Here is a 25281-nt window from a genome sequence, read left to right as displayed (position 1 = left end):
GTCAGATGCCTGACACAGGGCAATGTATGTCAGACTACTGACATGAGTCAAAACGGTGTCGGCGTCGACCTGGACAAATCACTGGGCTACCTGCTGAAAGAGGCTTCGAGTGCCCTGCGATCAGCCATGGAGGAGGTGCTGCGGCCGCTCGGGATGAGCGTGACGCGCTACGCCTGCCTCGAGCTACTGGCTCAACGGCCGGGCTTGTCGAACTCCGAGCTCGCGCGGGGCGCGTTCGTGACACGGCAGTCGATGAACGTGCTGCTCCAAGCCCTGGAACGAGAGGGCTACGTGACCAGGCCAGCGGAGGCACCCGTCGGGAGGATTCTTCCCACGCGGCTCACGTCTCACGGCCGACGAAGCCTCGAGAAGGCGACCGTAGCGGTCCGGTCCGTCGAGGTCAGAATGCTGGCCGGCATGACCGAGACCGAGCAGTCAGACGCGTTCCGGATCCTGCAGAGGATGATCCATTCCCTGCGCGATGGCAACGACGGTTCATAGCTCCTTCCCCGGCACACGTCTCGTCGCGCGCATAGGAGCGCGCCCGAGCGTGAAAAACCGCGCGGACGGACCTCGGAAACCGACAGACCTCGACTACACCCTCATCTGCGAAGAGCCAGTTGTCGGTCCCGATGGGTAATCTGCGGGCGTGGAGACCAACGATCGGGAGCGGTTGCGGGCGACCTTCATGGAGGACGCCGAGTTGTACGACCGGGCGCGGCCGGGGTATCCGGTGGCGATGTTCGACGATCTCGCCGAGGTCGCCTGCATCGGGCCGGGGTGCTCGGTGCTGGAGATCGGGTGCGGCACGGGGCAGGCGACGGTGCCGCTGGCCGAGTGGGGGTGCCGTGTCGTCGCTGTGGAGCTCGGGGCGGCCATGGCCGAGGTCGCCCGCCGCAAGCTGAGCCGCTTCCACCAGGCCGAGGTCGTCGTCTCCGCGTTCGAGGACTGGCCGCTGCCGGAGCGCCCGTTCGACGTCGTGCTGTCGGCGACGGCGTTCCACTGGCTCGACCCGAACGTGCGCGTGGACAAGTCGGCCAACGCCATGCGCGTCGGCGGCACGCTGGCCACGATCGCCACTCACCACATCGCGGGCGGCAGCATCGAGTTCTTCCGCCAGGCTCAGGAGTGTTACGAGCGCTTCGACCCGAAGACACCGAAGGGCATCACGCTGCAGGACTCGTCCTACATCCTGCGCGAAAGCGCTGATCTAGATGACTCCGGCCGGTTCGGCCCGGTGCGCTTCTTCCGCTACGAGCGGGACATCGAGTACACGACCACGCAGTACCTCGACGTCCTGCGCACCTATTCCGGCCACCGCGACCTGCCCTCCGACGCCCTCGCCGGCCTGCTCGACTGCATCGGCACCCTGATCGACACCCGCCACGGCGGCAAGATCACCAAGCGCTACCTGACCGAACTAAGAGTCGCCCACCGAGTGAAGTGACCCCGCGGCCACGCCCCAGAAAAGGGCCTCGCTCCGCTCGGGCTGCCCAAACGCCCGACAAGGGGTCCCGGCCGCCAGAGATCGCTTCCAACACATGGAGAGGCAGGGCGACATGCCCCCTCTTTCTCCCATACACCCGAAATGATCTCCAAGCGTCAGGTGGCAAGGCCGATCAGCAGGCCATACGCTGCAGTCAGAAGGACTCATCCGCACTTCACTTGTTCACAAGGCCGCCTGTTGGTCGTCAGCGAGGAGATCTAGATGTTGCTGGCATTCCGAACGGCAAACCATCGATCACTCCGTGAGCCCCAGACGCTGGACCTGAGATCCGTATACCAACGCGATCGGCAGTGCGTGAACATCGTGGCGTTGTACGGTGCGAACGCATCAGGCAAGTCGAACGTCCTGGACGCCTTGCGTTTCATGCTTGACGCGGTGACAAGCCAGACTCGCGACTGGCGGCCCGACGAAGGGGTTCCACGCCGCCCCTTCCTGCTCGACTCGGAAGCAACAAACGAGCCGTCGAGCTTTGCCGTGGACTTGCTCATCGACGATGTTCGTTACACATACGGCTTCTCTGTCGATGATCACGCCGTGCTTGAAGAATGGCTCTTTTCGTACCCGCACAAGAAGCGTAGGACCCTGTTCGAGCGCCATGGAACCGACTACCGATTTGGGAATTCGCTGCGGGGGACGAGAGTGCCGTTGCTCCGCGACATCACACCTGAAAACATGTTGCTTCTTTCATCTGTGCAGCGAATCGGCTCCACCGAACTGTCCAAGGTGGCCGGTTGGTTCCGGGAGAAGCTGTGGTTCGCGGACGACGACAACTCTGACTACCGGAGGGTGATGACAAGAGAACTGCTTGATGGACCGGAGAAGACGAGCCGGGCAATAGAGCTGCTACGTGTCGCAGATCTAGGGATAACAGACGTACAGATACACGTCAAAGGTTCCCAGAATGCCGACAAGGCAGCGCGTTTTGCTCTCCAACTCGGCTCCAGCCCTCCCATCGAGCTAGAAATAAAGAGTGGTCAGGAAGTAGATGTACTGAGCAACCTCTTTGCAGTCGCCGCACAATCAATGAAGTTCACGCATATCGGGAAGACCGGTGCGAATCTGAGCTTCAGGGATGAGTCGCGAGGAACAAAAACCTGGTTCGACCTGGTCGGAATCACAGTGGCCGCTCTGCGCAACGGTTGGGTGCTCGTCATCGATGAACTCGATACAAGCCTTCATCCTCTACTGATCAGGCAACTGGTAAAGCTCTTTCAGGACCGGACCACCAATCCGCTCGGAGCGCAGTTGATCTTTACGACCCATGATGCGTCCTTGCTGTCAAGAATTCAGGGTGAGGAAACTCTCCGCAGGGACGAGATCTGGTTTGCGGAGAAGGACAGCCAAACAGGGGAGTCCACCATATACCCCCTGACCGATTTCCAGCCTCGCGAGGGACTCAACTGGGAGAAAAGGTACCTGGGCGGAGCGCTGGGTGCCGTACCTTTCGTCACTGAAGAAGCCTTCACACATGCCTTGAGTGACGGCTCCGACGACGATGCCTAAGTTTTCCAAGGAAAACAGCGAACGGCGCCGGATCGCCAAACAGGCCAGACGTCTTTCTTTGAGAGTTCTGATCGTCTGTGGAGCGGCAGAAACGGAGAAGCAGTACCTCGAAGGCGTCAAAGGGCTGTATCGGAACCCCGCCGTGGCGGTCAAAATCAAGACCCGAGACAAGTCGCCTCTTGAGGTCGTTCGTTATGCCGCCGCGTTCAGTAAGTCGGACAAGGATGACTTCGACGAGGTGTGGGCGGTTTTCGATGTTGACGAGTTCGACATCGCCGAAGCAGTACGCGAGGCCGCTAAATCGAATGTCAATGTCGCCGTCTCCAACCCTTGCTTCGAGTTCTGGCTATTACTCCATTTCGTCAACCGGCGTGGCCATTTGAACTCGTACAAGCAGGCTAATGCACTGCTTTGCAAGCATCTGCGGGACTATGACAAGGCGCAACTCGACTTCGCCAACTTTCAAGACAAGATCGACATCGCCTGCGCGAGAGCAAAAGACATCGACGAGACGCGGGAGAAGCCCTACGCCAATCCGTCCAGTGGCATGTGGCGAGTCATCGGTCAGATCTCCCCCGGCTCACACGCGTGACCAGGCCCACGGCAGGTCGATTCGGTGTCCGAGGCCGAACTCTGGTGCTTCATCGTCGGTGATCATGGCGAAGGCATCAGCGGGGACTCGGTCGCGGGTCACCGCGAGGGATGCCGCGAGCAGCAGAGTTTCCTCGTCCGCTCCGGCGATGAAGAAGACGTAGACCTCGCCGTCCTGCTCGCCGTCGTCGAAGACCTTGATCTGGCCTTGCAGTTCCAGGTCGTACAGGAACTCCTCGATCTCGTCGATCCACGGGAACGGGTAGTCGGTCGCGGCGAGGCCGGGCGTTTCTCGCAGCGGGACATGGATCTCGACGACAGTGCTGGCCATCCCGACATCCTGTCGAAGATCGACGACAGTGTCGAGATCGTCTCGGAGCACCGTAGACGCAAACGACAGCCGTCACCCTCCAGAAGTCGTGGCGCGCTTCGGGAAAGGGCCTCGCTGCGCTCGGACTGCGCCTATTAGGCTGCCGCTCTCCACCTCCGTTCAGTATTCGGGCTTCACACTGTTCCGGTGTGGGTCGGCGCGGCCTCGCGGAAACCTTGCCGGCGCAGGGCATGGGACATGGGACGGCTTCGCCCAATGCAAGCCGTCTCCGTGGTCGCCTTTCTGGCGCTGCTACCTGGGCGCTCTCCAAGCGTGGCGCCAGACGTGGCTGACGGGATGGATGCCGTGGCCGGCCTTTATGAAGGTGGAGGCGGTATCGGTAGACGGTTCCGCTGCTCCGGCGCTTTAAATGAGAATTCGATGCTTTCGGTGGGATGTCCGGATTCTCAGGGGTTGCGTTACGGTCTTGGTTGCGATTATCTGTGGCATGCGGGACACCTTTTCCTTGCTTGTTCTTGATTCGCTCTTCCAAGAGTGCTCCTCGGCTCTATTGTTCGTAAGCGAATACCGGGAACGCGTTGTCATGGCGCGGTTGTCTCCCGTTGCATTCCGTTGTATTCAGTTGCGTGGAGGGTCCGATGTCACGACCGCAGACCACCAACCCAGAGGCCTCGCCCGCGGCCCGTTTCGGCTACGAGCTGCGCAAACTCCGTACGGAGGTGCGCATGAGCCAGTCCCAGCTAGGCCGCAAGGTCGGCTACACGGGGGCCGCGATGGGCGCGATCGAAAGGGGGATACGCCTACCGCAACAACGTGAACTCGTCGAGCAGTGCGACGAAGTCCTCGGCGTCAACGGCGCCCTGCTCAAGGTCTGGGAGGAGTGCCGCTCGGACGGTAACCAGCGCTGGTTCTACGCGTGGTTGGAAGTCGAGCAGCAGGCCGTAGTCCTGCGGACATGGCAACCGACTCTCGTCCCTGGTCTGCTCCAGACGCCCGACTACGCGCGAGCCATGCTCGCAGGGAGGCCCGGTCTGTCGGCCGAGGACGTCGAGCGGGCGGTGAAAGCGCGTCTCGATCGGCAGGCGATTCTCACATGCAAGCATCCGCCCATGGTCTGGGCCGTACTCGACGAGATGGTCCTTCAAAGGCCGGTCGGCGGGGCGGCCGTCATGGAAGGGCAGTTGAATCATCTCCTGGCCATCGCCGAGTACCCCCACATCACGCTTCAGATAGTCCCGCTCGCGGCGGGCAGTACCGTAGCGCTCCAGGCTGGGTTCATCATCGCGCAGATACGGGAGGGCCGCGAAATCGTCTACCTCGATACGGCTAGCAAGGGCCAGGTCATTGTCCAGGCTAAGGATGTACGCCATATTCAGGTAAAGTACGAAGCAGTACGAACCAGCGCGCTTGCGCAGAACGCGTCACAGAGTCTGATCAGGGAGTGGATGCAGAAATGGTCGACGTGACCGGTGCGAAGTGGGTTAAGTCCTCATATAGTGGCGACGAGGGTGACTGTGTGGAAATCGCGGCCCTGCACGGCGATGGGATGGCGATCCGCGACAGCAAGCGTCCGCATGGTCCGGTGCTACGCATCCCTGCCGCCGAGTGGGTCGCGTTCCGTAGCAGCCTCAAGTCCGGCGAAATCACCGCCTGACATCAGAAGCTGAAGGCGGCGTCTCCTGGAACCAAGGGCGGGAGACGCCGCAGGCCGGTGCCCAGGGCAAGAATTGGCCAGAGCGAGGGTGGAGAACGTTCGCCGGGACCTTCGCCGTATGTTGGCGCCGATATCGCCGTCGTCCCTGCTCGCCGACGCGGCGCCCGAAAGACGACGCCACGTCGGAGGAGGCACGGTGCGTTGCCGGGGGTGGGCGTGGTATGTCGGCGGGTTGGCCGCACCGTACAGGGTGATCGGGGCAGGGACGCGCGTCTCGTCATAGCGAATCGCGGTATCAGAGGAAACCGGGTTAGCGGGACAAGGGGCCGCCCGGCCGGACCGGTCCCGGCGCCGCAGTCGCGTCCGTTGCCGAACCAGCCCTCGGCCTGATCCCGGCGCCGCAGTCGCGCCCGATGCCGGAGTGGACCCCGTCCAGGCGGCAGTCGCTGGAGATGTGGACGGCCATGCCAGGGGCACGGATGTCACGGGGACGGCTCGGATGTGAGACGTGCGAGCAACTTGATGAGGTGGGCGAGGTCGTCTTCGGACCAGTCCTGGGTGCGGGCGTAGAACTCCTTGCCGCGTTCCTCCAGAGTCGCCGCGACCTGCCGGCGGCCCTGTTTGCTGAGCCCGACGATGATACTGCGCCGGTCCTCGGGGGTGGGTGAGCTGTCCAGCAGGCCGAGTGATCGCATTTTGCCGATCAGGGTGCTGGTGGAGCTGCGGTCCATGCCGACGGCTTCGGCGATGGCGCTGGGCCGCGCGGGGCCGAAGGCGTACAGCCAACGCGCGATATGGAACGCCGCCGGTTGCAGGTCGGCGTGGAAGTGCGCGGCGCTGCGCTCGCTCAGCGCGCGGGTCGCGCTCAGCAGGGCGTTGATCTGCTCGCCCAGCGCGAGTTCGAGCTCGTGCCGACTGCTCTCACCGCCGTCAGGACTAGTTTGCATATCCAAACTATACTGGGCTACGGTGATGGGCATATACAAACTACTTTGGAAGGCCGCTCATGGTCACGGGAGCCGGGTTCGAGCCCGCGAAGGCGGCGGGGGTTCGCTGTCGGCGGCCCCGCTGAGGGCGTCGGCGATCGCTGCCGTCGTCAACGGCGACATCGCCACTGCATGCGAACGCCTCTCTCACCGAACAACCCGTCACCGCGCCCTTGGACAGGACCGTCATGAAGCCCGTCATCGTCATCACCGGCGCCACCAGCGGTCTGGGCCGCCTGGCCGCCCTCGACCTCGTCCGGCGGGGTGCCGACCTCGCGATCACCGCCCGCGACCCAGAGAAGGCCACGCAGACCCGAGAGCAACTCCGCGCCCACGCCCCTCACGCGCGTATCGAGGTGTTTCTGGCCGACTTCACCCGCCTGGCGGACGTGCGGCGCATCGGACGTGAGATCACCGACCGGTACGACCACGTGGACGTCCTCATCAACAACGCCGGCATCCACGCCTTCACACCCCGCACCACGCCCGAGGGCCACCCCGAGATGATCGCCGTCAACTACCTCGCCCCCTGGCTCCTCACCCGCGAACTTCTGCCGGCCCTGCGACGGGCCCCGGCCGCGAGGATCGTCAACGTCGCCTCCCAGGCCTCCCGCCGCCACGGCACCCTCCGGCTCCCGCAGGACCTGACCGAGACGGTTCCGTTCACCGCACGGGGGTCGTCGCAGCACTACGGCAAGAGCAAGCTGCTCGACATCATGTTCACCCTGGAACTCGCCCGCCGCCTGGCCGGCACCACGATCACCGCCAACTGCCTGGACCCCGGCTTCAACACCACCGGCCTGGGCCGCGAGCTGCGCTTCGCCGCCATCCTGGAGAAGATCCTCAACCGGCTGTCGATCGGCGACCCTGCCCGTGGCGCAGGCCTGATCGTGACCCTCGCCACCGACCCGGCCTTCACCCGCCGCACCGGCGGCTACTACACCGTCCGCAAAACCCGTCAGATCCAACCCACCTCACCCGGCGACGACCCCGAACTCCAGGCCCGGCTGTGGCGCGAAACCGAGCGACTCCTCGACGGTTGAACCCGGCTCCGTCCGCCCGGGTGCCTTCAGAATTGTTAGGAAAGCTTCCTGTCGACGTCTGGGTCCTCAGACGGGTGTGCTTACTACCTGACCAGGGGATGTGCGGCGGGCGGAGGGTTGGCGACGATGCGAAGAGCGTCAGGGGCGTGCGATGGGCTGCGCCTTCAAGATCATCGATCCGGAGGGGAAGAATCCGCTTACCCGGGACTGGGAGCGCGCGTCCAGCAGCTCTTCGAGCTGTTGCTCTAGGGACCTGGAGGGACTCGGGGAATGAGATTCGCCGCTCCAGGGGAGAAGGGAGCGCCGATGGCCGGCCACAGCGAGAACCCGCGTGACGACAACGCCCAGCACGACAGGTTCCGTGACCCAGACGCGATCCGGGAGGAGCTCCGCGTGGTGGACGAGGACCTGGCCCGGCTGCGCGAGACCGCCAAGGAGTTGCGCGCGCGTATCGGAGACCGCGCCGACGCTCCCACCGACATGACGGAGATCGGCGCGCTGATCAACATGGCCGACGAGCAGGACGGGTTCATCGCCACACTCGAAGCCCGCCGCGAAGCACTCCTGCGCCGCCTCCGCGAGGCGACAGAGCACCACACAGGTTAGCGAGCACCGCACCAGGGTGAGCATCACACAGGCTTTCTGATTCGATTAGCGAATCGTAGTTATGTCGTGGCATACTGTTACCGCACGCCCGGCGCCCAGGCGACGTCGGGCACCCTCCCCGGTCAGGCTGTGCACGCCTGACCGGTCAGCGTCCGGAGGGACGTGCTCAACAGGCCGGCGGCTCCAGTCGCCGGCACCAGGGCACGAAGACGATTGGCGAATACCGGGCAGCTCGTTGTGCCTTGATTCTGTGTAACGCACAGGATCGCTAAGCCAATCAGAGACGCTAGGGAGCACCGCGCAAGCTAGAGGGCCTACCCGCACACGCCGTACGTCCGTCCGGCGTGTGCGCTCACCCGCTTCAACACGCGACGGCGAAACCGAAGTCTCGGGGGCCGCGTGGGTGAAGCAGGCCGGTGGAGCACGCCTGTCCGTCGCCCGGCCGAGGGCGCGCCGGTGCGGCGGTGACTACCGAACATCTAGGCAAGCCGTCGTTCAGGCGTGGCGGGGATGAGGGGTCATGTGGTGTGCTCGGCGCACAGGCAGCCGACGCCCAGCTCGATCCACTGCTGGCCGACCCATTCGGGATGCCGCTCGATCAGCAACGCCCGGACCTCGGCGACGATCTCGGCCTCGCCCATCGCGGAGTCGCGCCGCAGCCAGGTCTCGTCGCGCAGCTCGCGCAGGTAGTCGCGGACGCCGGTGAGCACCTCCGGGCCGCCGAGGTCACCGTGACCGGGAACCACCACCCGGGGTCGGGTGGCGGCCAGCCGTTCCATCACCGCCAGCCAGCGCACACCGGAGACGTCCGTGTCGTGCGGCGGGAACCACGGGAAGATGGCGAACTGCCCGGTCTCGGCGAGATCGCCGGTGAACAGCACGCCGGCGTCCGGCACCTCGACCACCTGGTCGCCCTTGGTGTGGCCCCGGCCGGTGGGCCGCAGCCGTACGGTCCGGCCGCCGAGGTCCAGGTCGTACCCGTCGTCGTAGATCACGTCAGGGGTGGGCGGCCGAACGCCGTCGAGGCGGCGGGCGATCGGCCCGCCCATACCCCGGAACATCTCCAGGTAGCCCGGCCCCTTGGTCTTCAGGTCGTCCGCCTGGGCGCGGTTGACCAGGTATGTGGCCTGGCCGGCGAACACCTGCGCGCCGAAGGCGTGCTCGGGGTGGAAGTGCGTCGTGGTCAGGTACAACCGGCGGCCCTTCGCCGCCTCGGACGCCAAGGCGAGGACCTGCTCGGCGTTGTCGGTGCCGATGCCCGTCTCGACGACGAGTACGGCCTGCGTACCGCCGATGATGCCGATGTTGGGTACCAGCCCGACCCGGTGGTTGGGGATCACCAGCAGGTCGGGGGCGATCTCCCGGGTGCCGGCCACCTGCACGGCGGGGTCGGCCATGGGTACCACGCTCGCAGGTACGTCGCTCATCGGTTCGTTGGTCATGCTCCGATTCCACCGTCCGGGTGCCGTGGCCGTCCAAAACCTGTTAGGTGGCGCCGATACCATACGGGTATCGTCACCGGTCATGGAGCTACGCACGCTGCGCTATTTCGTGGCCGTCGCCGAGGAACTCCACTTCGGCCGTGCCGCCGCCCGGCTGCATATGAGCCAGCCGCCGCTGAGCCGGGCGATCAAGCAGCTGGAGGCCGACGTCGGTGCCGTTCTGTTGCACCGCTCCGCCGCGGGCGTCACGCTCACCCCGGCCGGGGCGGCGCTGCTGGAGGAGGCGCGTACCCTGCTCGACCAGGCCGACCGGCTACGTGTGCGCGTGGCCGCGGCCGCCGGCGCCGCGACCATCACCGTGGGCATTTTGGGCGACAGCACCGACCGGGGCGCGACGCGGCTGGCCGCCGCGTACCGCCGGCGGCACCCGGACGTCGAGGTCCGCATCCGCGAGACCGACCTGACCGATCCGACCTGCGGGCTGCGCGCCGGGCTGGTCGACGTCGCCCTGACCCGCGGGCCGTTCGACGAGACGGGCCTGATGGTGCACGAGCTGCGCGCCGACCCGGTGGGCGCGGTGCTGCGCGCCGACGATCCGCTGGCCCGCCGTGACCGCCTGAAGCTGGCCGACCTGGCCGACCGGCGCTGGTTCCAGTTCCCGGACGGCACCGACCCGATCTGGCAGTCGTACTGGAACGGCGGCGAGCCGCGCGAGGGTCCGGTGGTGCGCGCCGTCCAGGAGTGCCTGCAGGCCGTGCTCTGGAACGGCACGGTCGGGATGTCCCCGCTCGGGCACGACTCACCCGAGGAACTGGTCGTGGTACCACTGATCGACATGGCGCCGAGCCGCGTGGTGGCGGCGTGCAACGAGGGCGACGCGAACCCGCTGATCCGATCGTTCGTCCAGATCGCGACGGCCGCCTACCGCGCCTGACCGCCTCGCGGCCGGCGAGCGCCGGCGACGTCCATTATCGCTGTGAAGCGGGCAGTAGAGAATTGCGCGTGGTCACACACCGTAGGTTCGGAGAAAGTCGGGGCCTTCCAGTCGTCGGTTTGGTCGCTACCGATCCTGCGGAGGGCCCCGACTCTCATTTCCCTGGCATCACCCGCCCGGCGCGTCCCCGCTCAGACCTCCCTCAGGTACGAAGAGCCACCAAAGGGACACCAAATCGATTGGATCTTGCTGGGGCGAGGAGGTGCGCTGGACCAACATCTCACCGGTATGGCGCAGGTGGCGACTCATCGCCGAGATGGCAGCCCGCTCGTCGCGCTCAGCGACAGCCTCAAGGATGGGTTCGTGTTCAAGGATCACCTCGGCCAGTGATCGCTGATTCTTCACGGTGGACGTTCCCACCATGCGTGTGGCTATGCGGATATTGTCAATGACGCCGCGTGCGTACTCGTTGCCGGCGGCTGCGAGTAGACCGCTATGGAACTGCTGGTCATGGAGCATGAAAGTCGGCTCGTCGTCGTCCGCCGCAGCGGCCCGCATGCTTTCCAGTTCCTCAGACATTGCAGCGATCTGCTCGTCGGTTGCGCGGCGAGCAGCCATGGCAGCGGCCGGCACCTCCAGCGCCAGTCTCACGCCGAAGATCTCGGCCAGCTCACGCGCCCCGGGCAACACGATACGAAAGCCCCTGTTGCGCTCGAACCGAACCATCCCGGTCTCCTCGAGGCGCAACAGAGCGTCACGGACCGGGCTCCGGGAGACCCCGAGATCCTTGGATAACTGATGGACCGAGTACAGCTTTCCCGGGATGAGGTCACCCGTCGTGATGGCCCGACGAATGACTTGGACGGCCCGTTCGGTCAGCGACGGAACGACGGGGTCCAGAGGATCGAGAATTCCCTCAGTGAAGATCATGGATATATTGTAACCCGCAGGCATGTTGCAGGTAACATGTCACCTGTGTCGTGTTGTGCAAGCTGCGTCAGGCCGGCGGGTGAAGGTCCCGTCCGGGTAGGCACCGGAGCGCCCGGTAGCGGGCGCCGGTGCTGCGGAGAGATCCAATGGGCTGAGCGGGGTGTCAAGAGCGTCTCTGATTGGCTTAGCGATCCTGTGCGTTACACAGAATCAAGGCACAACGAGCTGCCCGGTATTCACCGATCGTCTTCGTGCCCTGGTGCCGGCAACTGGAGCCGCCGGCCCGCTGAGCACGTCCCTCCGGACGCTGACCGGTCAGGCGTGCACAGCCGTGCATAGCCTGACCGGGGAGGGTGCCCGACGTCGCCTGGGCGCCGGGCGTGTTGGTAACAGTATGCCACGACCTAACTACGATTCGCTAATCGAAGGAACGTGCTCACGGTCTGGCCTGGAACAGGAGAGACCCGTCCGCGCACGCCGTGCGTCGGGCGGAGACCGGGCGTATGAGCCGATGGTGAAGTCGTCCGGAGCGCAGCGGGAGTCCGAGGGGGTCGTAGTACCCCTGATCGGCGTGCACCATAACCCGCCGGGAGGGAAGGGCCCTCACTTTGATCACGCGGGCGGAGCAGGTAAGCGTCAGGGCATGACCGACGTGACTCGGTCCGACTACCCCGACGGTCCGTGGCCCGTCGTACCCGTCGAAAGTGCTTCGCCGGGGAAGGTGCGAGGACTGCGACGCACGCCATGGACTGCGGCCAAGCAGTCAGAGGATCGGCGTTTCCACGCCCTGTATGACCGTGTCTACCGGGGTGACGTTCTGTGTGTCTAGACGATCATCGGTAAGCCGTGTGCGGGAAAACCGCACGCACGGATTGAAAGGGGGATGGGGAAACGGGCTCACACGAGCACCGCATCCCTGACTACCAATGAAGCCCGGATCAGAGGTAACCGGAGCACTCTTAGCGGCACTGGGAGGGGCCTCCGGCATGGATATCCGTGCCGACGCAGGCACCCGTGCCGCCTACTCCAGTGATGCCTCCCTGTATCGCGTTCCACCACTGGCCGTCGCCTACCCGAGAACAAACGACGATATCGCCCGAGCCCTCACCGTCTGCCGCGACCTCGGGACCTCACTCACCGTCAGGGGCGCCGGAACGTCGGTAGCAGGTAACTCGATCGGTGCCGGCTTGGTGCTCGACCTGAGCAGGTACTTTAACCGCATAGGTGATGTCTCTACCGAACGGCGCACCGTGACCGTCCAGTCGGGTGCTGTTCAGAAAGACGTCCAGCGCGCCGCAGCGCGTCACGGCCTCCGGTATGGGCCGGACCCGTCGACGAGTTCGCGCTGCACGATCGGCGGGATGATCGGCAACAACGCATGCGGAACGCGTTCACTGGCCTATGGCCGCACTGTCGACACCGTTGAACAGCTCACGGTGCTTCTCAGCACCGGGGACGTCGTCAACCTCTCGGCGGGAACGGTTCCGCAACTGCCTCAATTTGAACGGCTCCGGGCACTGGTCCTGGAGAATCTGTTCACGATAAGAACCGAGTTCGGAAAGTTCCACCGGCAGGTCTCTGGATACGCCCTGGAACACCTATTGCCGGAGAACGGGTTCGACCTCCGTCGTGCTTTCGTCGGCAGCGAGGGCACTCTCGGGGTCATCCTCGATGCCGAGCTACGGCTGGTGGTCGACCCCACCTACAGGGTGATGGTCGTCCTCGGCTTCGACACCATTGCCCAGGCCGGTGAGGCCGCTCCCTTGACGGCGGCCTTCAGACCGACGGCCTGCGAGGGGCTCGACTCGCGGTTGGTCGATGTCGTACGTGCTGGGGCTGGGGTCCGGCTGCCGGAACTCCCCACCGGATCGGCATGGCTCTTCGTCGAGGTGGCCGGTGATGACCAGACGGAGGTCATGGCCAGGGCACGTGATTTGGCCCGAAGCGTGCCCTGCCGCGATAGTGCAGTGATCGTGGCCCCCGGGGCGATGTCGGCTCTGTGGCGCATCCGAGCCGATGGTGCTGGACTTGCCGGCCGGTCGCCCGCCGGTCGGCCGGCCCACTCGGGGTGGGAGGATTCGGCGGTTCCCCCCGCCCGGCTGGGCGACTACCTGCACGATCTCGACGAGCTCTTTCGCGACCATGGACTCACCGGGATGCCCTACGGTCACTTTGGAGAGGGCTGTGTCCATGTCCGCCTGGACGTGCCGCTTGATCGTGTCGACGGCCCAGCGGCCTTCCGGCGGTTCATGACAGACGCTGCCCATCTCGTTGTCGCACATGGCGGCTCGCTGTCCGGCGAGCATGGGGACGGCCGCGCTCGCAGCGAACTTCTGCCGCTGATGTATTCCCCCTCGGCCATAGGGCTCTTCGCCCAAGTCAAGGCACTCCTCGATCCGGATGGCGTCCTCAATCCAGGGGTTCTCGTGGATGCCGCGCCGCTTGACCAGAACATTCGGGTCGCCCAGGCTCAGCCCTCCCCCTCGGGACTGGCAATGTTGCTCAGCGCAGACGGCGGTGACTTCACGCAGGCGGTGCATCGCTGCACCGGAGTTGGAAAATGCCGAGCCGAGCCCGCCGATCACACCGTGATGTGCCCGTCCTTCCAAGCCACCAAGGAGGAGATGCACTCGACACGGGGACGAGCGCGGATACTTCAGGAGGCGATCAGCCGAGGCGGGCGGTGGGACGCACCCGAAGTCCATGAAGCCCTCGACCTGTGCCTCATGTGTAAGGGCTGTTCCACCGATTGCCCCAGCGGGGTGGACATGGCCATGTACAAGTCAGAGGTCCTGTACCAGTCCTATCGGGGCAAGCTTCGGCCGGCCACGCACTACACACTGGGGTGGCTCCCCAGGTGGCTTACGCTTGCCGGACGGATGCCGCGGCTCGCGAACGCACTGGCTCGTGTCAGGCCGCTCGGGGCCCTGGCGAAACGTCTCGCCGGCATAGACCACCGGCGCACGATACCGACCTTGAACTCGGAATCCCTGCGCACGTGGATCTCACGCCGTAAGCCGATCGGAACGGGGAGGCGGCGGGTCGTCCTCTGGATCGACACGTTCACGAACACACTCTCGTCGGACGTTGGCCAGGCTGCCGTACGCGTCCTGGAACGCGCCGGCTACGAGGTGCTCATCCCGCCCGAGCCCGCATGTTGCGGACTTACCCTGATCTCGACCGGACAGCTTGACCGGGCACGCGCCTCGCTGGAACACGCACTCGATGTGCTGTATCCCTACGTGCGAGAGGGACTACCCGTCGTCGGGCTGGATCCATCGTGCGCGGCCGTGCTGCGATCCGACATTCGTGAGCTGCTCAAGGACCCACGAGCAAGGGAACTCTCCGCAGCAGTGAAGACACTCGCGGAACTGCTCACCGAAACACCCGGCTGGAAACCTCCCGACCTCTCAGGTGTGGTGGCAGTGGCCCAGCCTCATTGCCATCACCATGCCGTCTTCGGCTGGGACACGGACCAAGCACTCCTGGAACGGGCGGGTGCGCGCGTTACGCGGCTTGGCGGTTGTTGTGGTCTGGCGGGGAACTTTGGAGTCGAGCGCGGTCATTACGACGTCAGTGTCGCCGTCGCGCGACTGCAACTTCTCCCAGCGCTGGACGAAGCCCCCGACGATGCCGTGGTGCTCGCGGACGGCTACTCCTGCCGCACACAGATCAGCGACTTGTCTTCGCGATCCGGAGTCCATCTGGCCCAGTTGCTCGACCGCGCTGACCGAAACGAATCCGATGAGAGGGATGTCTTGTGAAGTCTGAGGACAGGTCGACCGACCGTGCATCGCGCGGGCCCGCCGGCCTCCGCGCGGGGCTGACGAGTTACGGTGATGACGGCTTTTCGCTCTTCCTGCGACGAGCCTTCATCAAAGGCGCCGGCTATAGCGACGACGCTCTTGAGCGGCCGATCATTGGCATCGCCACTGCGATCAGTGACTACAACCCGTGCCACGGTGCGAATCCTGGGCTCGTCGCGGCGGTCAGGCGCGGCGTCATGCTCGCCGGCGGGCTCCCCATGGAGTTTCCCACGGTCTCCGTTCACGAGAGCTTTTCAAGCCCGACAAGCATGCTGCTACGCAACCTCATGTCCATGGATGTTGAGGAGATGATTCGGGCGCAGCCGATGGATGCCGTCGTGTTGGTAGGCGGGTGCGACAAGACGGTCCCCGCCCAACTCATGGGCGCAGCCTCGGCCGAGCGCCCGACCATCCAACTCGTGAGCGGTGCCATGCTCACCGGTACCCATCGGGGAGGACGGGTAGGAGCATGTACCGACTGCCGAGCCTTCTGGGGGCGACACCGAGCGGGAACCCTGGATCCGGGCGAGATCGATGAAGTCAACTCCGCTTTGGTCGGGAGCGCAGGGACATGCTCGGTGATGGGAACGGCGAGCACGATGGCCTGCGTGGCAGAGGCCCTCGGAATCGCGCTGCTCGGTAGCGCGGCGCCGCCTGCCGTGACCGCGGCCAGGCTCCGGGTCGGAGAGGCCACAGGGGCGGCCGCGGTGGACCTTGCCCGGGCCGGAACGCCCATCAAACAGATCATCACTGCCGACTCGATCGAAAACGCTGCGCGGGTCGTGTTCGCGATCGGAGGATCCACCAATGCGATCATCCACCTGACGGCGATCGCCGGCCGACTGGGGATCCCTCTTGCGCTGGATGACATCGATCGGTGGGCACGGGACACCCCCGTCCTGGTCGATCTCAAGCCGGCCGGTGAGGGATACATGGAGGACTTCCATCGGGCGGGTGGGCTCGTCACGGTACTGCACGAAATCTCTGATCTCCTCCACCTGAACGTGTTGACCGTGACAGGGCGGACCCTGGGGGACGAGCTGGAGCGCGCACGCCCCGTTCCCTCCAGCACGGTGGTTCGGCCGCGGACGACACCACTCTTCACCGACGGTGGTATCGCGGTGCTCCGTGGCAACCTCGCGCCTAGGGGTGCCATCATCAAACAGGTGGCGGCCTCGCCCGAGTTGCTGTGCGTAACAGGCCGGGCTGTGCCGTTCGACGGCGTCGAAGACCTCGCCTTGAGGATCGATGACCCCGAGCTGGACGTGCGTCCAGAGGACATCCTCGTGCTACGCGGTGCAGGTCCGGTCGGCGCTCCGGGTATGCCGGAAGCGGGTTACATCCCTATTCCCCGGCGCCTTGCCGAACGAGGGGTCACCGACATGGTCCGCATCTCTGACGCACGGATGTCCGGCACGGCGGCCGGGACGATCGTTCTCCACATCACACCCGAGGCGGCTGTCGGTGGGCCGTTGGCATTGGTGCGTCATGGTGACCTCATCACACTGGACGTCCCCGCGCGCAGGCTGACGCTGGATGTGTCCGAAGAAGAACTGGACCGCCGCAGAAGCGAACTGCACGCCGACGGACAACCTGTTGCATCCCGTGGCTATCGACGGCTCTATGTCGAACATGTCATGCAGGCGGATGACGGCTGCGACTTCGACTTCCTGCGCCATGCGGGCGCCAACGAGGTGCTCTGAGATCGACCTTCACCCACTTCCGGAACCCTCAGCGTTGTGGGTAACATGCAACATGTGGCAGATCAATGGGAATGAGCTCACTGCCCTCAACACGACAGGGGCAGGCAACGCCCCATGACCAAATCGGAGGGACTGGTGACCGCAATGAAGCCCGTCGCCACACGACGGCGAAACCTCGCCGTAAAGGCAGGCGCCGTTATGGCGGTGGTGGTGTTCATGCTGACGGCGTGCGGATCGAGCGAGAAGCTGACCGCGGCTGGGAGCGGGGATTCTCCCACCTACACCAAGTTGCGCCCCGGCGTCGTCGACCCGACCCCCGAGGACACTAAAGCGCTCGATGCCCTGCCCGAGTCCGTGCGGCCCGACTACGCCGGCTTCTGGAACAGTACGCGGCTCGGACCGAACCCGTACGCAGGTTGGAAGGCGCCCAAGGCGCCCTGGAAGTTGTGCTACTCCAGCGCCTACCAGGGCAACTCCTGGCGTGTAGAGGGGCTCAAGACGGCCCAGCTGCTAACCCAGCAGTTGCGGGACAAGGGTCTCGTCAAAGATGACCTTGCTGTCACGGACGCAAACAATGATGGGACATTGCAGGCCAACCAGATCACGAATCTGACCCAGCAAGGCTGCAATGTCATTTTTGCCATGCAACCGCCGACGATCGGTGTCTGCAAAGCCTTCGACGCCGCAAAGAAGGCAGGGACCCTGGTTATCGCCATGCAGACCGGAACGGACTGCACCAATGTCATTCAGAGCGACTCCGGCGCCTTTGCGGCAGGAAACCGTACTGCCACCTGGCTGGCTGAACAGATCAAGCCGGGTAGCACCGTCGTGATGTGCAAGGGGATCCCCGGCGTCGCCGCCGCTGAAGCCCGCCAGCTTGGAGCAAAGGTTGCCCTTGAGAGTGCGGGAATGAAGGTCGACTCGATCACTGGTGAGTGGAACTCGGCCACGGTCAAGTCTCAGATGGTGAACTACCTGAGCACGCATCAGGGCGATGTCGCAGGGGTCTGGGACGGCGGGGTCTGCGCTGCTCCCGTAATCCAAGCATTCAAGCAGGCGGGTCGCCGGCTCCCCGTGGTGACCGGATTCGAGGGCTCGTGTAACTGGATGGCCGCGACCAAGAATAACGGCTTGAAGACGATTGGGTTCGCGGCCGGTGGTGGACAAGGCGTCGTCGAGGCCTACCGTATTGCGCTGCGAATGCTCTCGGGTCAGAGCCCCAAGGTCAACACGCTGCTCTACCCCCTCGCAGAGGTGAACCCTTCGAATTTCGATGAGTATTACGACAAGGCCATGACCGAGAACAGCTCGTGTTCGGTGCAGCCCAAGGACGGTGCGTCCGTGCCTGACAGTTACTACGACGCGCTCTTCACCGGTGGCCAACCCGCGCCACAAATCGAGTCCGTTCTGGACACGAAGCACCTTCCCATCCAGTAGTCCTCGGGCTCACTGCCGATCCGGTGCGCGGGGCCCTCGCCATGGGCCCCGCGCACCGTGGAGCAATTCATGACGACACTCGACAATCCACCGGCGAAAACCCACGAACCGCGCGCCCTTCGCAGAGGACTCTTCTTCCGCAACACCGTCTACTTCGTCTACTTCGCGCCGGTGGTCCTCCTCCTGCTCATCGGTCTCAAACTGCCGTCAGTGATGACATCGCAGGGCCTGCTTTCGCTGATGATCTTGTCGGCCGTGCTTGGAATCGCCGCGGTCGGTCAAACCTGGGCGATCATTATCGCCGGGATCGACCTGTCGATCCCCGCGGTCATCGGCCTCGCTTGCGTTGTCGTGACGGTTCGCACCCTTGCGGGCGCGTCCTTCCTCTCGATCGTCCTGTGGCTTGTCGCGTTCTCCCTCGTGGTGGGGGTGATCAATGGCACCCTGACCAGTCTCCTCAAGGTGCACCCCTTGGTCATCACGCTCGGCGTCGGTGCGATCGTCACGGGGGCGGTGCTCCTCGCCACCGGGGGCAACACAGGCGGATTGGTTCCCGACTTCGTTACCTCGGCGGTCTCTCCTATAGGGAAGACAGGCTTTATCCCACTACCGCCCGCGGTCTCCATCTGGATCGCGATCAGTGTGCTGGTTTTGGTCATAGAACGCCGAACATCTTTCGGACGAAGACTTTTCGCGTTGGGCTCGAACCCCAGAGCCGCGGGCTATGCTCTGATACGCGCGACCGTGGTCAGGATCGGCGTGTACACCGCGAGCGCGCTGTGCGCGAGTATCGCCGGCGTCCTACTGGCTGGATTCAGCGGGGCAGCCGCCGCTGACATCGGTGTCCCCTACATGTTCAAGACCCTGATGGCTGTCGTCGTGGGCGGCACGTCCCTGCTAGGTGGGCGCGGTAGTTACTCGCGCACTATCGCGGGTGTCCTGCTCACCACGGAGTTCACAATGCTGCTCATCGGCTTTTCAATCGACGCCAGCCTCCAGCAGGTATTCCTCGGCGTCGCCATCCTCATCCTCATCGCCATCTACGGACGGGATCGTCATGTCGCCCAGCGACTCTGAGCCCCGCACCGGTGCCGCCGCCTCGGAGTGCCTCGTTGCGCTGGTCGACATCATGCACCGCTACGGGAACACCGTCGCGCTGCGTGACGCGCGACTCGACATCAGTCCGGGCGAAGTCCACGGTCTCGTCGGTGAGAACGGCTCGGGCAAGAGCACGGTCGTAAAAATCCTCAGCGGAATTGTGAACCCCACCCAAGGCGAACTCCGCATCAATGGAGATGCCGTACGCCTGGCATCGCCGCGAGACGCACAGGCAAACGGAATCGTGACCGTCTTTCAAGAGACTCTCATCGCTGAGGAGAACACCGCGATCGAGAACATCTTTCTGGGGACGGACGAGCAGGTACGGCGGGCCCGGTCCCACGGCCAAGAACGGGACCTGGCGCGGGAGGTACTGGACTCACTTGGGACTCCCGTCGAGATCCTGGAGCGTCCCGTGCACAGCCTCTCCATCGCGCAACGACAGGTGCTGACCTTGGCCCGCGCCCTCGTCCGGCCCTGGAAACTGCTCGTCCTCGATGAATCTACCTCTGCACTGGACATCGAGACCAGAGACCGACTTTTCGAGATCATCCGTGCGCGGCGTGATGAGGGGCGTAGCGTCCTGTTCGTCTCTCACCGTATGGACGAGCTCGAACTGCTCATTGACCGAGCCACGGTGCAACGCTCGGGTGTCACGGTCGGAGTGCTCAAGAAATCCGAAGCGACCCCGCAGCGGCTCGTGGAACTGATGAGCGGCGGCGGGCCGGAAGTGTCGGCCACCGCTGGTTCCTCTCCTCGGCGGGCCATTAAGGACCTGGGGCACAGCCCGACCCAGGAACACACCCGGTCCCGTGAGATCGCCATCGAGTGCCACTCGGTGCAATTGCGTCCCGCAGCCACTGCGTTCGATCTACAGGTGCGTCGAGGCGAAATACTTGGTATTGCCGGTCTCGAGGGCCAGGGGGCCTCGGAACTCGTGGAAGCTCTGGTCGGTCTTCGTCGCCCCACGAGCGGTGTGGTAGAGATTGTCGCATCGGCACGGGGCAAGGGAGTATCGCGACTTCGGAGCTACCGGGAAGCGTTCCGGCAAGGGGTGGCCTACGTTCCTGCCAAGCGTCAAGAAGAGGGTCTCTTCGGCCCGATGTCTGTGCGCGACAATCTCATGATATCGGTGTTGTCACGGTTCACCACTTTGGGGTTTTTTCGTCAGGCGACCGTCGACGCCAAGGCACAGGAGTACATCGATAAGCTCTCTGTGCACCCCGACGATCTGCGCTACCCGATTTCGGGTCTCTCTGGTGGCAACGCGCAGAAAGTTCTCATCGCGCGATGGCTGGCGTCCGATCCGAAAGTCCTTGTGTTGAATGACCCGCTTCGTGGTGTCGACATCGGCACCAAGCGGCAGTTCTACGCGCTGCTACGAGAACTTGCCGATTCAGGCGTTGCAGTCGTCCTGCTGTCGACAGAAATCGAAGAACTATTGGTCGCGAGCGACCGGATCGCCATCTGCCGCGCCTCCACCGTCAGCCGGGTTCTCCAGCACGCAGAACGCGAATACGACGTGGTCCTGGCGGGAATGTTCGGGGTGAGTGCGATGCCAACTCAGGTTGTGAATGGAGCTCACTCATGAGCGTCATTTCGGCAGCGGTCGGGCACCGCACCGCCCGCCTGATCCAAACCGTTCCCTACTACGTCCCGGCGCTCGCCCTCACCGTGCTGATGGTCGCGCTCACGTCGGCCCAGAATCCGGGGTTCCTCTCCGGCGGCTGGCAACTCGTTCTTCTCTACTCCTCCCCACTGGTGGTCCTCGCGATGGCGCAGGCACCGGTGCTCATGAGCGGTGGAGGCGGCCTGGATCTATCCATCGGCCCGGCCGCCGGTCTGGTCGCCGTTCTGCTGAGCGGCTACCTCATGCCCATGGGACTCGATTCCCTGCCCGTCATCATTCTGATGGCTCTGGGAATGGGCCTGCTCAATGGCATCGTCAACGGTGTGCTGGCTGCCATCCTGCGTGTCCCTCCGATCATCGCGACGTTGGCCACCTACCTCGTGTACGGCGGTCTGGCCACCTACCTACTGCCGGCACCGGTGGGGTTCATCCCGGACTCGATGGCTTGGTTCGAGTCGACCACCGGACCTGTGCCCAATGTCACCCTGGTGGTGCTGGTTCTGGGCCTTCTGTGGATGCTGCTCTGTCGCACTGCCTTCGGTCGGCATCTGCGCGCAACCGGCTCGAACGACCGGGCCGCCTACACGGCCGGCGTCAACGTGACACCGGTGCGGTTCGCCGCATATGTCATCTCCGGTCTGGGCGCAGGTCTTGGCGGCACCATGCTCATAGTCGTACTCGGTGGTGCGGACGCTACGGTGGGACCTGGCTACACGCTTAACGCGATCGCGGCCGCGGCCCTTGGCGGAGTCAGCCTGCTGGGTGGGCGTGGCGGCATGCTCGGCGCCGCGGTCGGAGCCCTGCTGATCTATCTCGTGCAGAACTTCCTTACCTACATGGCAGTCTCGACCTTTGTGCTTCAGATGGTCTTCGGCTTGGTTCTCGTCGCGGCCATCGTGCTCAATGGCGGGTGGGACCGGTTCCGGCTGGGAGGGACCAGATGAGCACCGGCGCAGTTCTCAAAGCCGTCAAAGTCGCTGTGGCACAGGTGCCGGTCGCCATTAATGATGTCGAAGCCAATCTCGCGACGGTCCTGGGCACGATGCGGGAGGCCGCACGTCTCGGTGCCCGCATGGTCGTCTTCCCTGAGTGCGCGCTCACGGGCTATTTGCAGGTGTCCCTGGAGGAGTGCCGGTCGGTTGCTCTGTCCCGGAAAAGTCCAGAGTTGGACAAGCTGCGCCACCGCGCCCGCGAATTGGACCTCGTTACGGTCGTCGGCTACCTCGAGCAGGAAGACGGTCGCGTCTACAACACGGCGCTACTGGTGGACCCTGGCGGCAATGAGGGCCAGTACCGCAAGGCGCACTTGCCTTATCTCGGTGCGGACCGGTTCGTCACACCAGGGTCAAACGAACCAGTTGTCGTGGACACCGGCCTTGGCGGTGTGGGGCTGAGCATCTGTTACGACCTCCGGTTTCCGGAGTGGGCACGGTGCCTTACCTTGGCTGGGGCTTCGATCATTGCCCACCCCACCAACTGGGCCGTCTCCGCCGGGTACGTGGCGAAGATCCTCCCACAGGCCCGGGCCCTGGAAAATTCGATCTTCCTCCTGGCCGCTAATCGCGGTGACGATGAACGCGGCACGGAGTGGTTCGGCGGCAGCTCGATCGTTGCTCCAACCGGTGAAGTGCTCGCTACCGCTCCTCGGGGGAATCACCTGGTCGTGTCCGAGATCGACCTCTCGCTGGCACGACGATCCAAAGTCATCTTCGAACCCGAGACCTTCGAACTCGATCTCTACGGTGACCGCCGTCCCGATTTGTACGGGCGAATCGTTCAATGACCTGACCATCATTGGCATGGTCATTAATTCATGTAAATGCAATACGAAAGATAGGTTCCAACATGTGTGGCCCACTGTTCATGGACGAAGGGTCCAAGCGCATCATCGCTGCCAACGCCGCCACCTTCCGGCAAGTGACCGAGAGTCCGTTCGGCCCGGACGACGAGATCGGCATGCTCAACCTCATCTCCAAGGAGATGGCCCAAGATATCGGTCGCCGAGCCGATTTCGGCCACATCATCGACATGAGCGTCGACTACTTCGTGGGGATGCCCAGCTTCACTGCGGCCGGACAGCCGAACTATCAGATCTGGATGACGAACACGCCTCGCGGCACGGCCAACGACGACCCCATGGGAATCGGCCGAGAGGAATCTGAGTTGGTGAGCTACTCCGGAGATGCGTTCTCCATGTACACCCATACGGGAACCCACATCGACACATTGAACCACTTCGGCTACCACAACAAGATCTGGAACGGGTTCGACGCCGACGAGCACCTCGGAAACCGCGTCTGGGATGTCTGCGGCCCGGAGAAGCAGCCGCCCATTGTCGGGCGGGGCGTCATGATCGACGTCGCGGCCCTGCACGGTGTCGACGTACTGCCACAAAGCCATGGCATCGGTGAGAAGGACCTGCGTGAGGCGCTGACCCGACAGGGGACCGAGCTGCGGGTCGGCGACATCGTCATGATCCGCACCGGCCAGATGACCCTCTGGCCGAGCCAGGCGTACATCCAGAACGAGGCCGGCCTGACCCGCGAGGGCGCCGAGTTCCTGGCGCGTTCAGGTGCTGCCCTGATCGGGGCGGACAACCTCTCGTTGGAACAGATCCCATCCAGCGAGGAGGGCAACTGGTTGCCCGTGCACACCTACCTCATGGCCGAGGCCGGTGTGACGATCATGGAAGTCGTCGACCTTGAGGGCTTGGCCCGCGAGCAACTGTACGAATTCGCCTTCGTGGGGGCTGGACTCAAATTGCGTGGAGCGACCGCGGCGCCGATGCGGCCCATGGCGATGCCGCTGTTGTCGGCATGACGCTCGGTCCAAGCTGCGGAGACGTGATGCCGTGACCAAGCGAGTCGCAGTTGTCGGCGGCGGCATCATCGGCACCGCAGTGGCACGGGAGCTGACCCGTCGGCTGCCGGGGGTGGATCTGACACTCTTTGAGAAAGAGACCGGCTTGGCCCGACATCAGACCGGGCGCAACTCAGGGGTAGTGCACGCCGGCTTGTACTACGAGCCTGGTTCTCAGAAGGCCCGTCTGTGTCGCCGTGGGGTCGGCCTGCTCACTGAGTTCGCCGAGGAGCACTCCATCGCCCATAAGATTTGCGGCAAGGTCGTCGTAGCCCGCACCGAAACCGAGGTCCGGTTCCTTCGGAATATCCTCAACCGGGCCGTCGCCAATGGAGTGCCGGGGGTGGAACTACTATCCCCGGCAGCTTTACGCGACATAGAGCCTCATGTGGAGGGTATGGCCGCACTCCACTCGCCGACCACCTCGATCATCGACTATGTCGCGGTCACAGAGGCTCTCGCGCGCGAGGTGGTCCTCGCCGGCGGAACCATCAAACTTGGCACACGGGTCACACGCCTCGCATTTCAAGGAGGGCTGGTGCGGGTCACCTCGTGCCCGACAAGCGACCCCACAAGCGACCTGGCAAGCGCCGAGTCCGCGACGTACGACCTTGTGGTCACATGTGCGGGGCTGCATTCTGACCGACTGGCCCCGAGGGCCGGCGACCAACCGCGAATCATCCCCTTCTTTGGGACCTACCTGGAGGTGAGCGAGCCGCGGGCACATCTCGTGCGCGGACTTGTCTATCCAGTTCCAGATCCCCGCTACCCGTTCCTCGGCGTCCACCTCACGCCGACTGTGGACGGCCGGCTGCTGCTCGGACCTAATGCCTTCTTGGCACTGGACCGCGAGGGCTACGTTGCTCGGGCTTTCAATCCCCGCGATGTGGTCGACATCCTCGGCTTCCGGGGATTCTGGAGATTCGCGGCATCCAACACTCGCGCGGCGGCTCGGGAGCTGGCCGGGGTGCTCACACCACGGTTCCTGGTCCGCGACGCCCAGACGATGTTTCCGGACCTCCGGCCTGCCGATGTGGCGCCGGCCGGTCGGGGCGTGCGTGCCCAAGCGGTGACGCCGGCCGGGCGGTTGCTCGATGATTTCGCGATTCGCTCGAGTGGCCCACTCGTAGAAGTGCTCAACGCGCCCTCCCCGGGTGCCACGGCCTCGCTGGCCATCGCGGAGCACATCGTCAATGAGGCGTTGGCAGTGTCCGCGTAGAC

General features: G+C 64.4%; 22 protein-coding genes. 18 read left to right on the top strand and 4 right to left on the bottom strand.

Annotated features, from left to right (window positions below):
• Nucleotides 1-42 precede the first annotated feature (42 nt).
• The 4 genes from AB0H21_RS29670 (at nt 43) to AB0H21_RS29655 (ending at nt 3602) form a co-directional block, all read left to right on the top strand.
• The gene (locus AB0H21_RS29670) at nt 43-501 is read left to right on the top strand and encodes a MarR family transcriptional regulator (protein WP_358522983.1); all 459 of its coding nucleotides are present in this window, start codon (nt 43-45) and stop codon (nt 499-501) included.
• Nucleotides 502-649: 148 nt separating this feature from the next.
• Nucleotides 650-1447, top strand: a complete 798-nt coding sequence (locus AB0H21_RS29665; RefSeq protein ID WP_358522980.1) for a class I SAM-dependent methyltransferase — start codon at nt 650-652, stop codon at nt 1445-1447.
• Nucleotides 1448-1708: 261 nt separating this feature from the next.
• Nucleotides 1709-3010 (top strand): ATP-binding protein, encoded by a 1302-nt coding sequence (locus AB0H21_RS29660; protein ID WP_358522977.1) that lies wholly within the window; start codon nt 1709-1711, stop codon nt 3008-3010.
• A complete protein-coding gene (locus AB0H21_RS29655) occupies nt 2985-3602 on the top strand; it encodes an RloB family protein (protein ID WP_358522975.1) in 618 nt (205 codons plus the stop codon). Before AB0H21_RS29660 ends, AB0H21_RS29655 begins: the two co-directional genes overlap by 26 nt.
• Here the strand turns inward: AB0H21_RS29655 and AB0H21_RS29650 are convergent.
• On the bottom strand, nt 3591-3932 hold the full coding sequence (locus AB0H21_RS29650; protein WP_358522972.1) for a hypothetical protein: 342 nt from the start codon (nt 3930-3932) through the stop codon (nt 3591-3593). The genes AB0H21_RS29655 and AB0H21_RS29650 overlap by 12 nt on opposite strands.
• A 638-nt stretch (nt 3933-4570) precedes the next feature.
• Here AB0H21_RS29650 and AB0H21_RS29645 point away from each other — a divergent pair.
• Together AB0H21_RS29645 and AB0H21_RS29640 are read left to right on the top strand one after the other, a co-directional pair.
• The gene (locus AB0H21_RS29645; protein ID WP_358522970.1) at nt 4571-5398 is read left to right on the top strand and encodes a helix-turn-helix transcriptional regulator; all 828 of its coding nucleotides are present in this window, start codon (nt 4571-4573) and stop codon (nt 5396-5398) included.
• Nucleotides 5386-5586, top strand: coding sequence for a DUF397 domain-containing protein (locus AB0H21_RS29640; protein WP_358522967.1), 201 nt, complete (start codon nt 5386-5388; stop codon nt 5584-5586). Before AB0H21_RS29645 ends, AB0H21_RS29640 begins: the two co-directional genes overlap by 13 nt.
• A gap of 482 nt (nt 5587-6068) precedes the next feature.
• On the opposite strand, the gene AB0H21_RS29635 is transcribed toward AB0H21_RS29640, so the two are convergent.
• Nucleotides 6069-6533 (bottom strand): MarR family transcriptional regulator, encoded by a 465-nt coding sequence (locus AB0H21_RS29635; protein WP_358522964.1) that lies wholly within the window; start codon nt 6531-6533, stop codon nt 6069-6071.
• A gap of 227 nt (nt 6534-6760) precedes the next feature.
• Here AB0H21_RS29635 and AB0H21_RS29630 point away from each other — a divergent pair, with 227 nt between their 5' ends.
• Entirely contained in the window at nt 6761-7615 is an 855-nt protein-coding gene (locus AB0H21_RS29630) for an SDR family NAD(P)-dependent oxidoreductase (protein ID WP_358522962.1), read from the top strand.
• Nucleotides 7616-7921: 306 nt separating this feature from the next.
• A complete protein-coding gene (locus AB0H21_RS29625; RefSeq protein ID WP_358522960.1) occupies nt 7922-8221 on the top strand; it encodes a hypothetical protein in 300 nt (99 codons plus the stop codon).
• A 518-nt stretch (nt 8222-8739) separates the two neighbouring features.
• Here the strand turns inward: AB0H21_RS29625 and AB0H21_RS29620 are convergent.
• Nucleotides 8740-9663, bottom strand: coding sequence for an MBL fold metallo-hydrolase (locus tag AB0H21_RS29620; protein ID WP_358522957.1), 924 nt, complete (start codon nt 9661-9663; stop codon nt 8740-8742).
• 82 nt (nt 9664-9745) lie between these two features.
• On the opposite strand from AB0H21_RS29620, the gene AB0H21_RS29615 reads away from it, so the two are divergent.
• Nucleotides 9746-10597, top strand: coding sequence for a LysR substrate-binding domain-containing protein (locus AB0H21_RS29615; protein ID WP_358522955.1), 852 nt, complete (start codon nt 9746-9748; stop codon nt 10595-10597).
• Nucleotides 10598-10765: 168 nt separating this feature from the next.
• On the opposite strand, the gene AB0H21_RS29610 is transcribed toward AB0H21_RS29615, so the two are convergent.
• Complete coding sequence (locus AB0H21_RS29610; RefSeq protein ID WP_358522952.1) at nt 10766-11527, bottom strand: GntR family transcriptional regulator; 762 nt, start codon at nt 11525-11527, stop codon at nt 10766-10768.
• A gap of 986 nt (nt 11528-12513) precedes the next feature.
• Here AB0H21_RS29610 and AB0H21_RS29605 point away from each other — a divergent pair.
• The 9 genes from AB0H21_RS29605 (at nt 12514) to lhgO (ending at nt 25279) form a co-directional block, all read left to right on the top strand.
• Nucleotides 12514-15291, top strand: coding sequence for an FAD-binding and (Fe-S)-binding domain-containing protein (locus AB0H21_RS29605; RefSeq protein ID WP_358522949.1), 2778 nt, complete (start codon nt 12514-12516; stop codon nt 15289-15291).
• On the top strand, nt 15288-17036 hold the full coding sequence (locus AB0H21_RS29600; RefSeq protein ID WP_358522946.1) for a dihydroxy-acid dehydratase: 1749 nt from the start codon (nt 15288-15290) through the stop codon (nt 17034-17036). Before AB0H21_RS29605 ends, AB0H21_RS29600 begins: the two co-directional genes overlap by 4 nt.
• Before the next feature lie 114 nt (nt 17037-17150).
• Nucleotides 17151-18473 (top strand): substrate-binding domain-containing protein, encoded by a 1323-nt coding sequence (locus tag AB0H21_RS29595; RefSeq protein WP_358522943.1) that lies wholly within the window; start codon nt 17151-17153, stop codon nt 18471-18473.
• 69 nt (nt 18474-18542) lie between these two features.
• Nucleotides 18543-19550, top strand: a complete 1008-nt coding sequence (locus AB0H21_RS29590) for an ABC transporter permease (RefSeq protein ID WP_358522940.1) — start codon at nt 18543-18545, stop codon at nt 19548-19550.
• Nucleotides 19531-21162, top strand: coding sequence for a sugar ABC transporter ATP-binding protein (locus AB0H21_RS29585; protein ID WP_358522938.1), 1632 nt, complete (start codon nt 19531-19533; stop codon nt 21160-21162). Before AB0H21_RS29590 ends, AB0H21_RS29585 begins: the two co-directional genes overlap by 20 nt.
• Nucleotides 21159-22145 carry an ABC transporter permease gene (locus AB0H21_RS29580; RefSeq protein WP_358522936.1) on the top strand — a complete coding sequence of 329 codons (987 nt, stop codon included), beginning with the start codon at nt 21159-21161 and terminating at the stop codon, nt 22143-22145. Before AB0H21_RS29585 ends, AB0H21_RS29580 begins: the two co-directional genes overlap by 4 nt.
• Nucleotides 22142-22984: a carbon-nitrogen hydrolase family protein gene (locus tag AB0H21_RS29575; protein ID WP_358522933.1), complete on the top strand. Its 843-nt coding sequence runs from the start codon at nt 22142-22144 to the stop codon at nt 22982-22984. The genes AB0H21_RS29580 and AB0H21_RS29575 overlap by 4 nt, the downstream gene beginning before the upstream one ends.
• Nucleotides 22985-23064: 80 nt before the next feature.
• Nucleotides 23065-24021, top strand: coding sequence for a cyclase family protein (locus tag AB0H21_RS29570; protein WP_358522930.1), 957 nt, complete (start codon nt 23065-23067; stop codon nt 24019-24021).
• Nucleotides 24022-24052: 31 nt separating this feature from the next.
• Nucleotides 24053-25279: an L-2-hydroxyglutarate oxidase gene (gene lhgO, locus AB0H21_RS29565; protein ID WP_358522928.1), complete on the top strand. Its 1227-nt coding sequence runs from the start codon at nt 24053-24055 to the stop codon at nt 25277-25279.
• The last annotated feature ends 2 nt before the right edge of the window (nt 25280-25281 follow it).

Origin of the sequence: Sphaerisporangium sp. NPDC051011, from assembly GCF_040653595.1 — a bacterium.
Lineage (GTDB): Bacteria > Actinomycetota > Actinomycetes > Streptosporangiales > Streptosporangiaceae > Sphaerisporangium.
The sequence above is the reverse complement of the archived record's forward strand: the minus strand, read 5'-3'. Positions and strand labels throughout refer to the sequence as shown.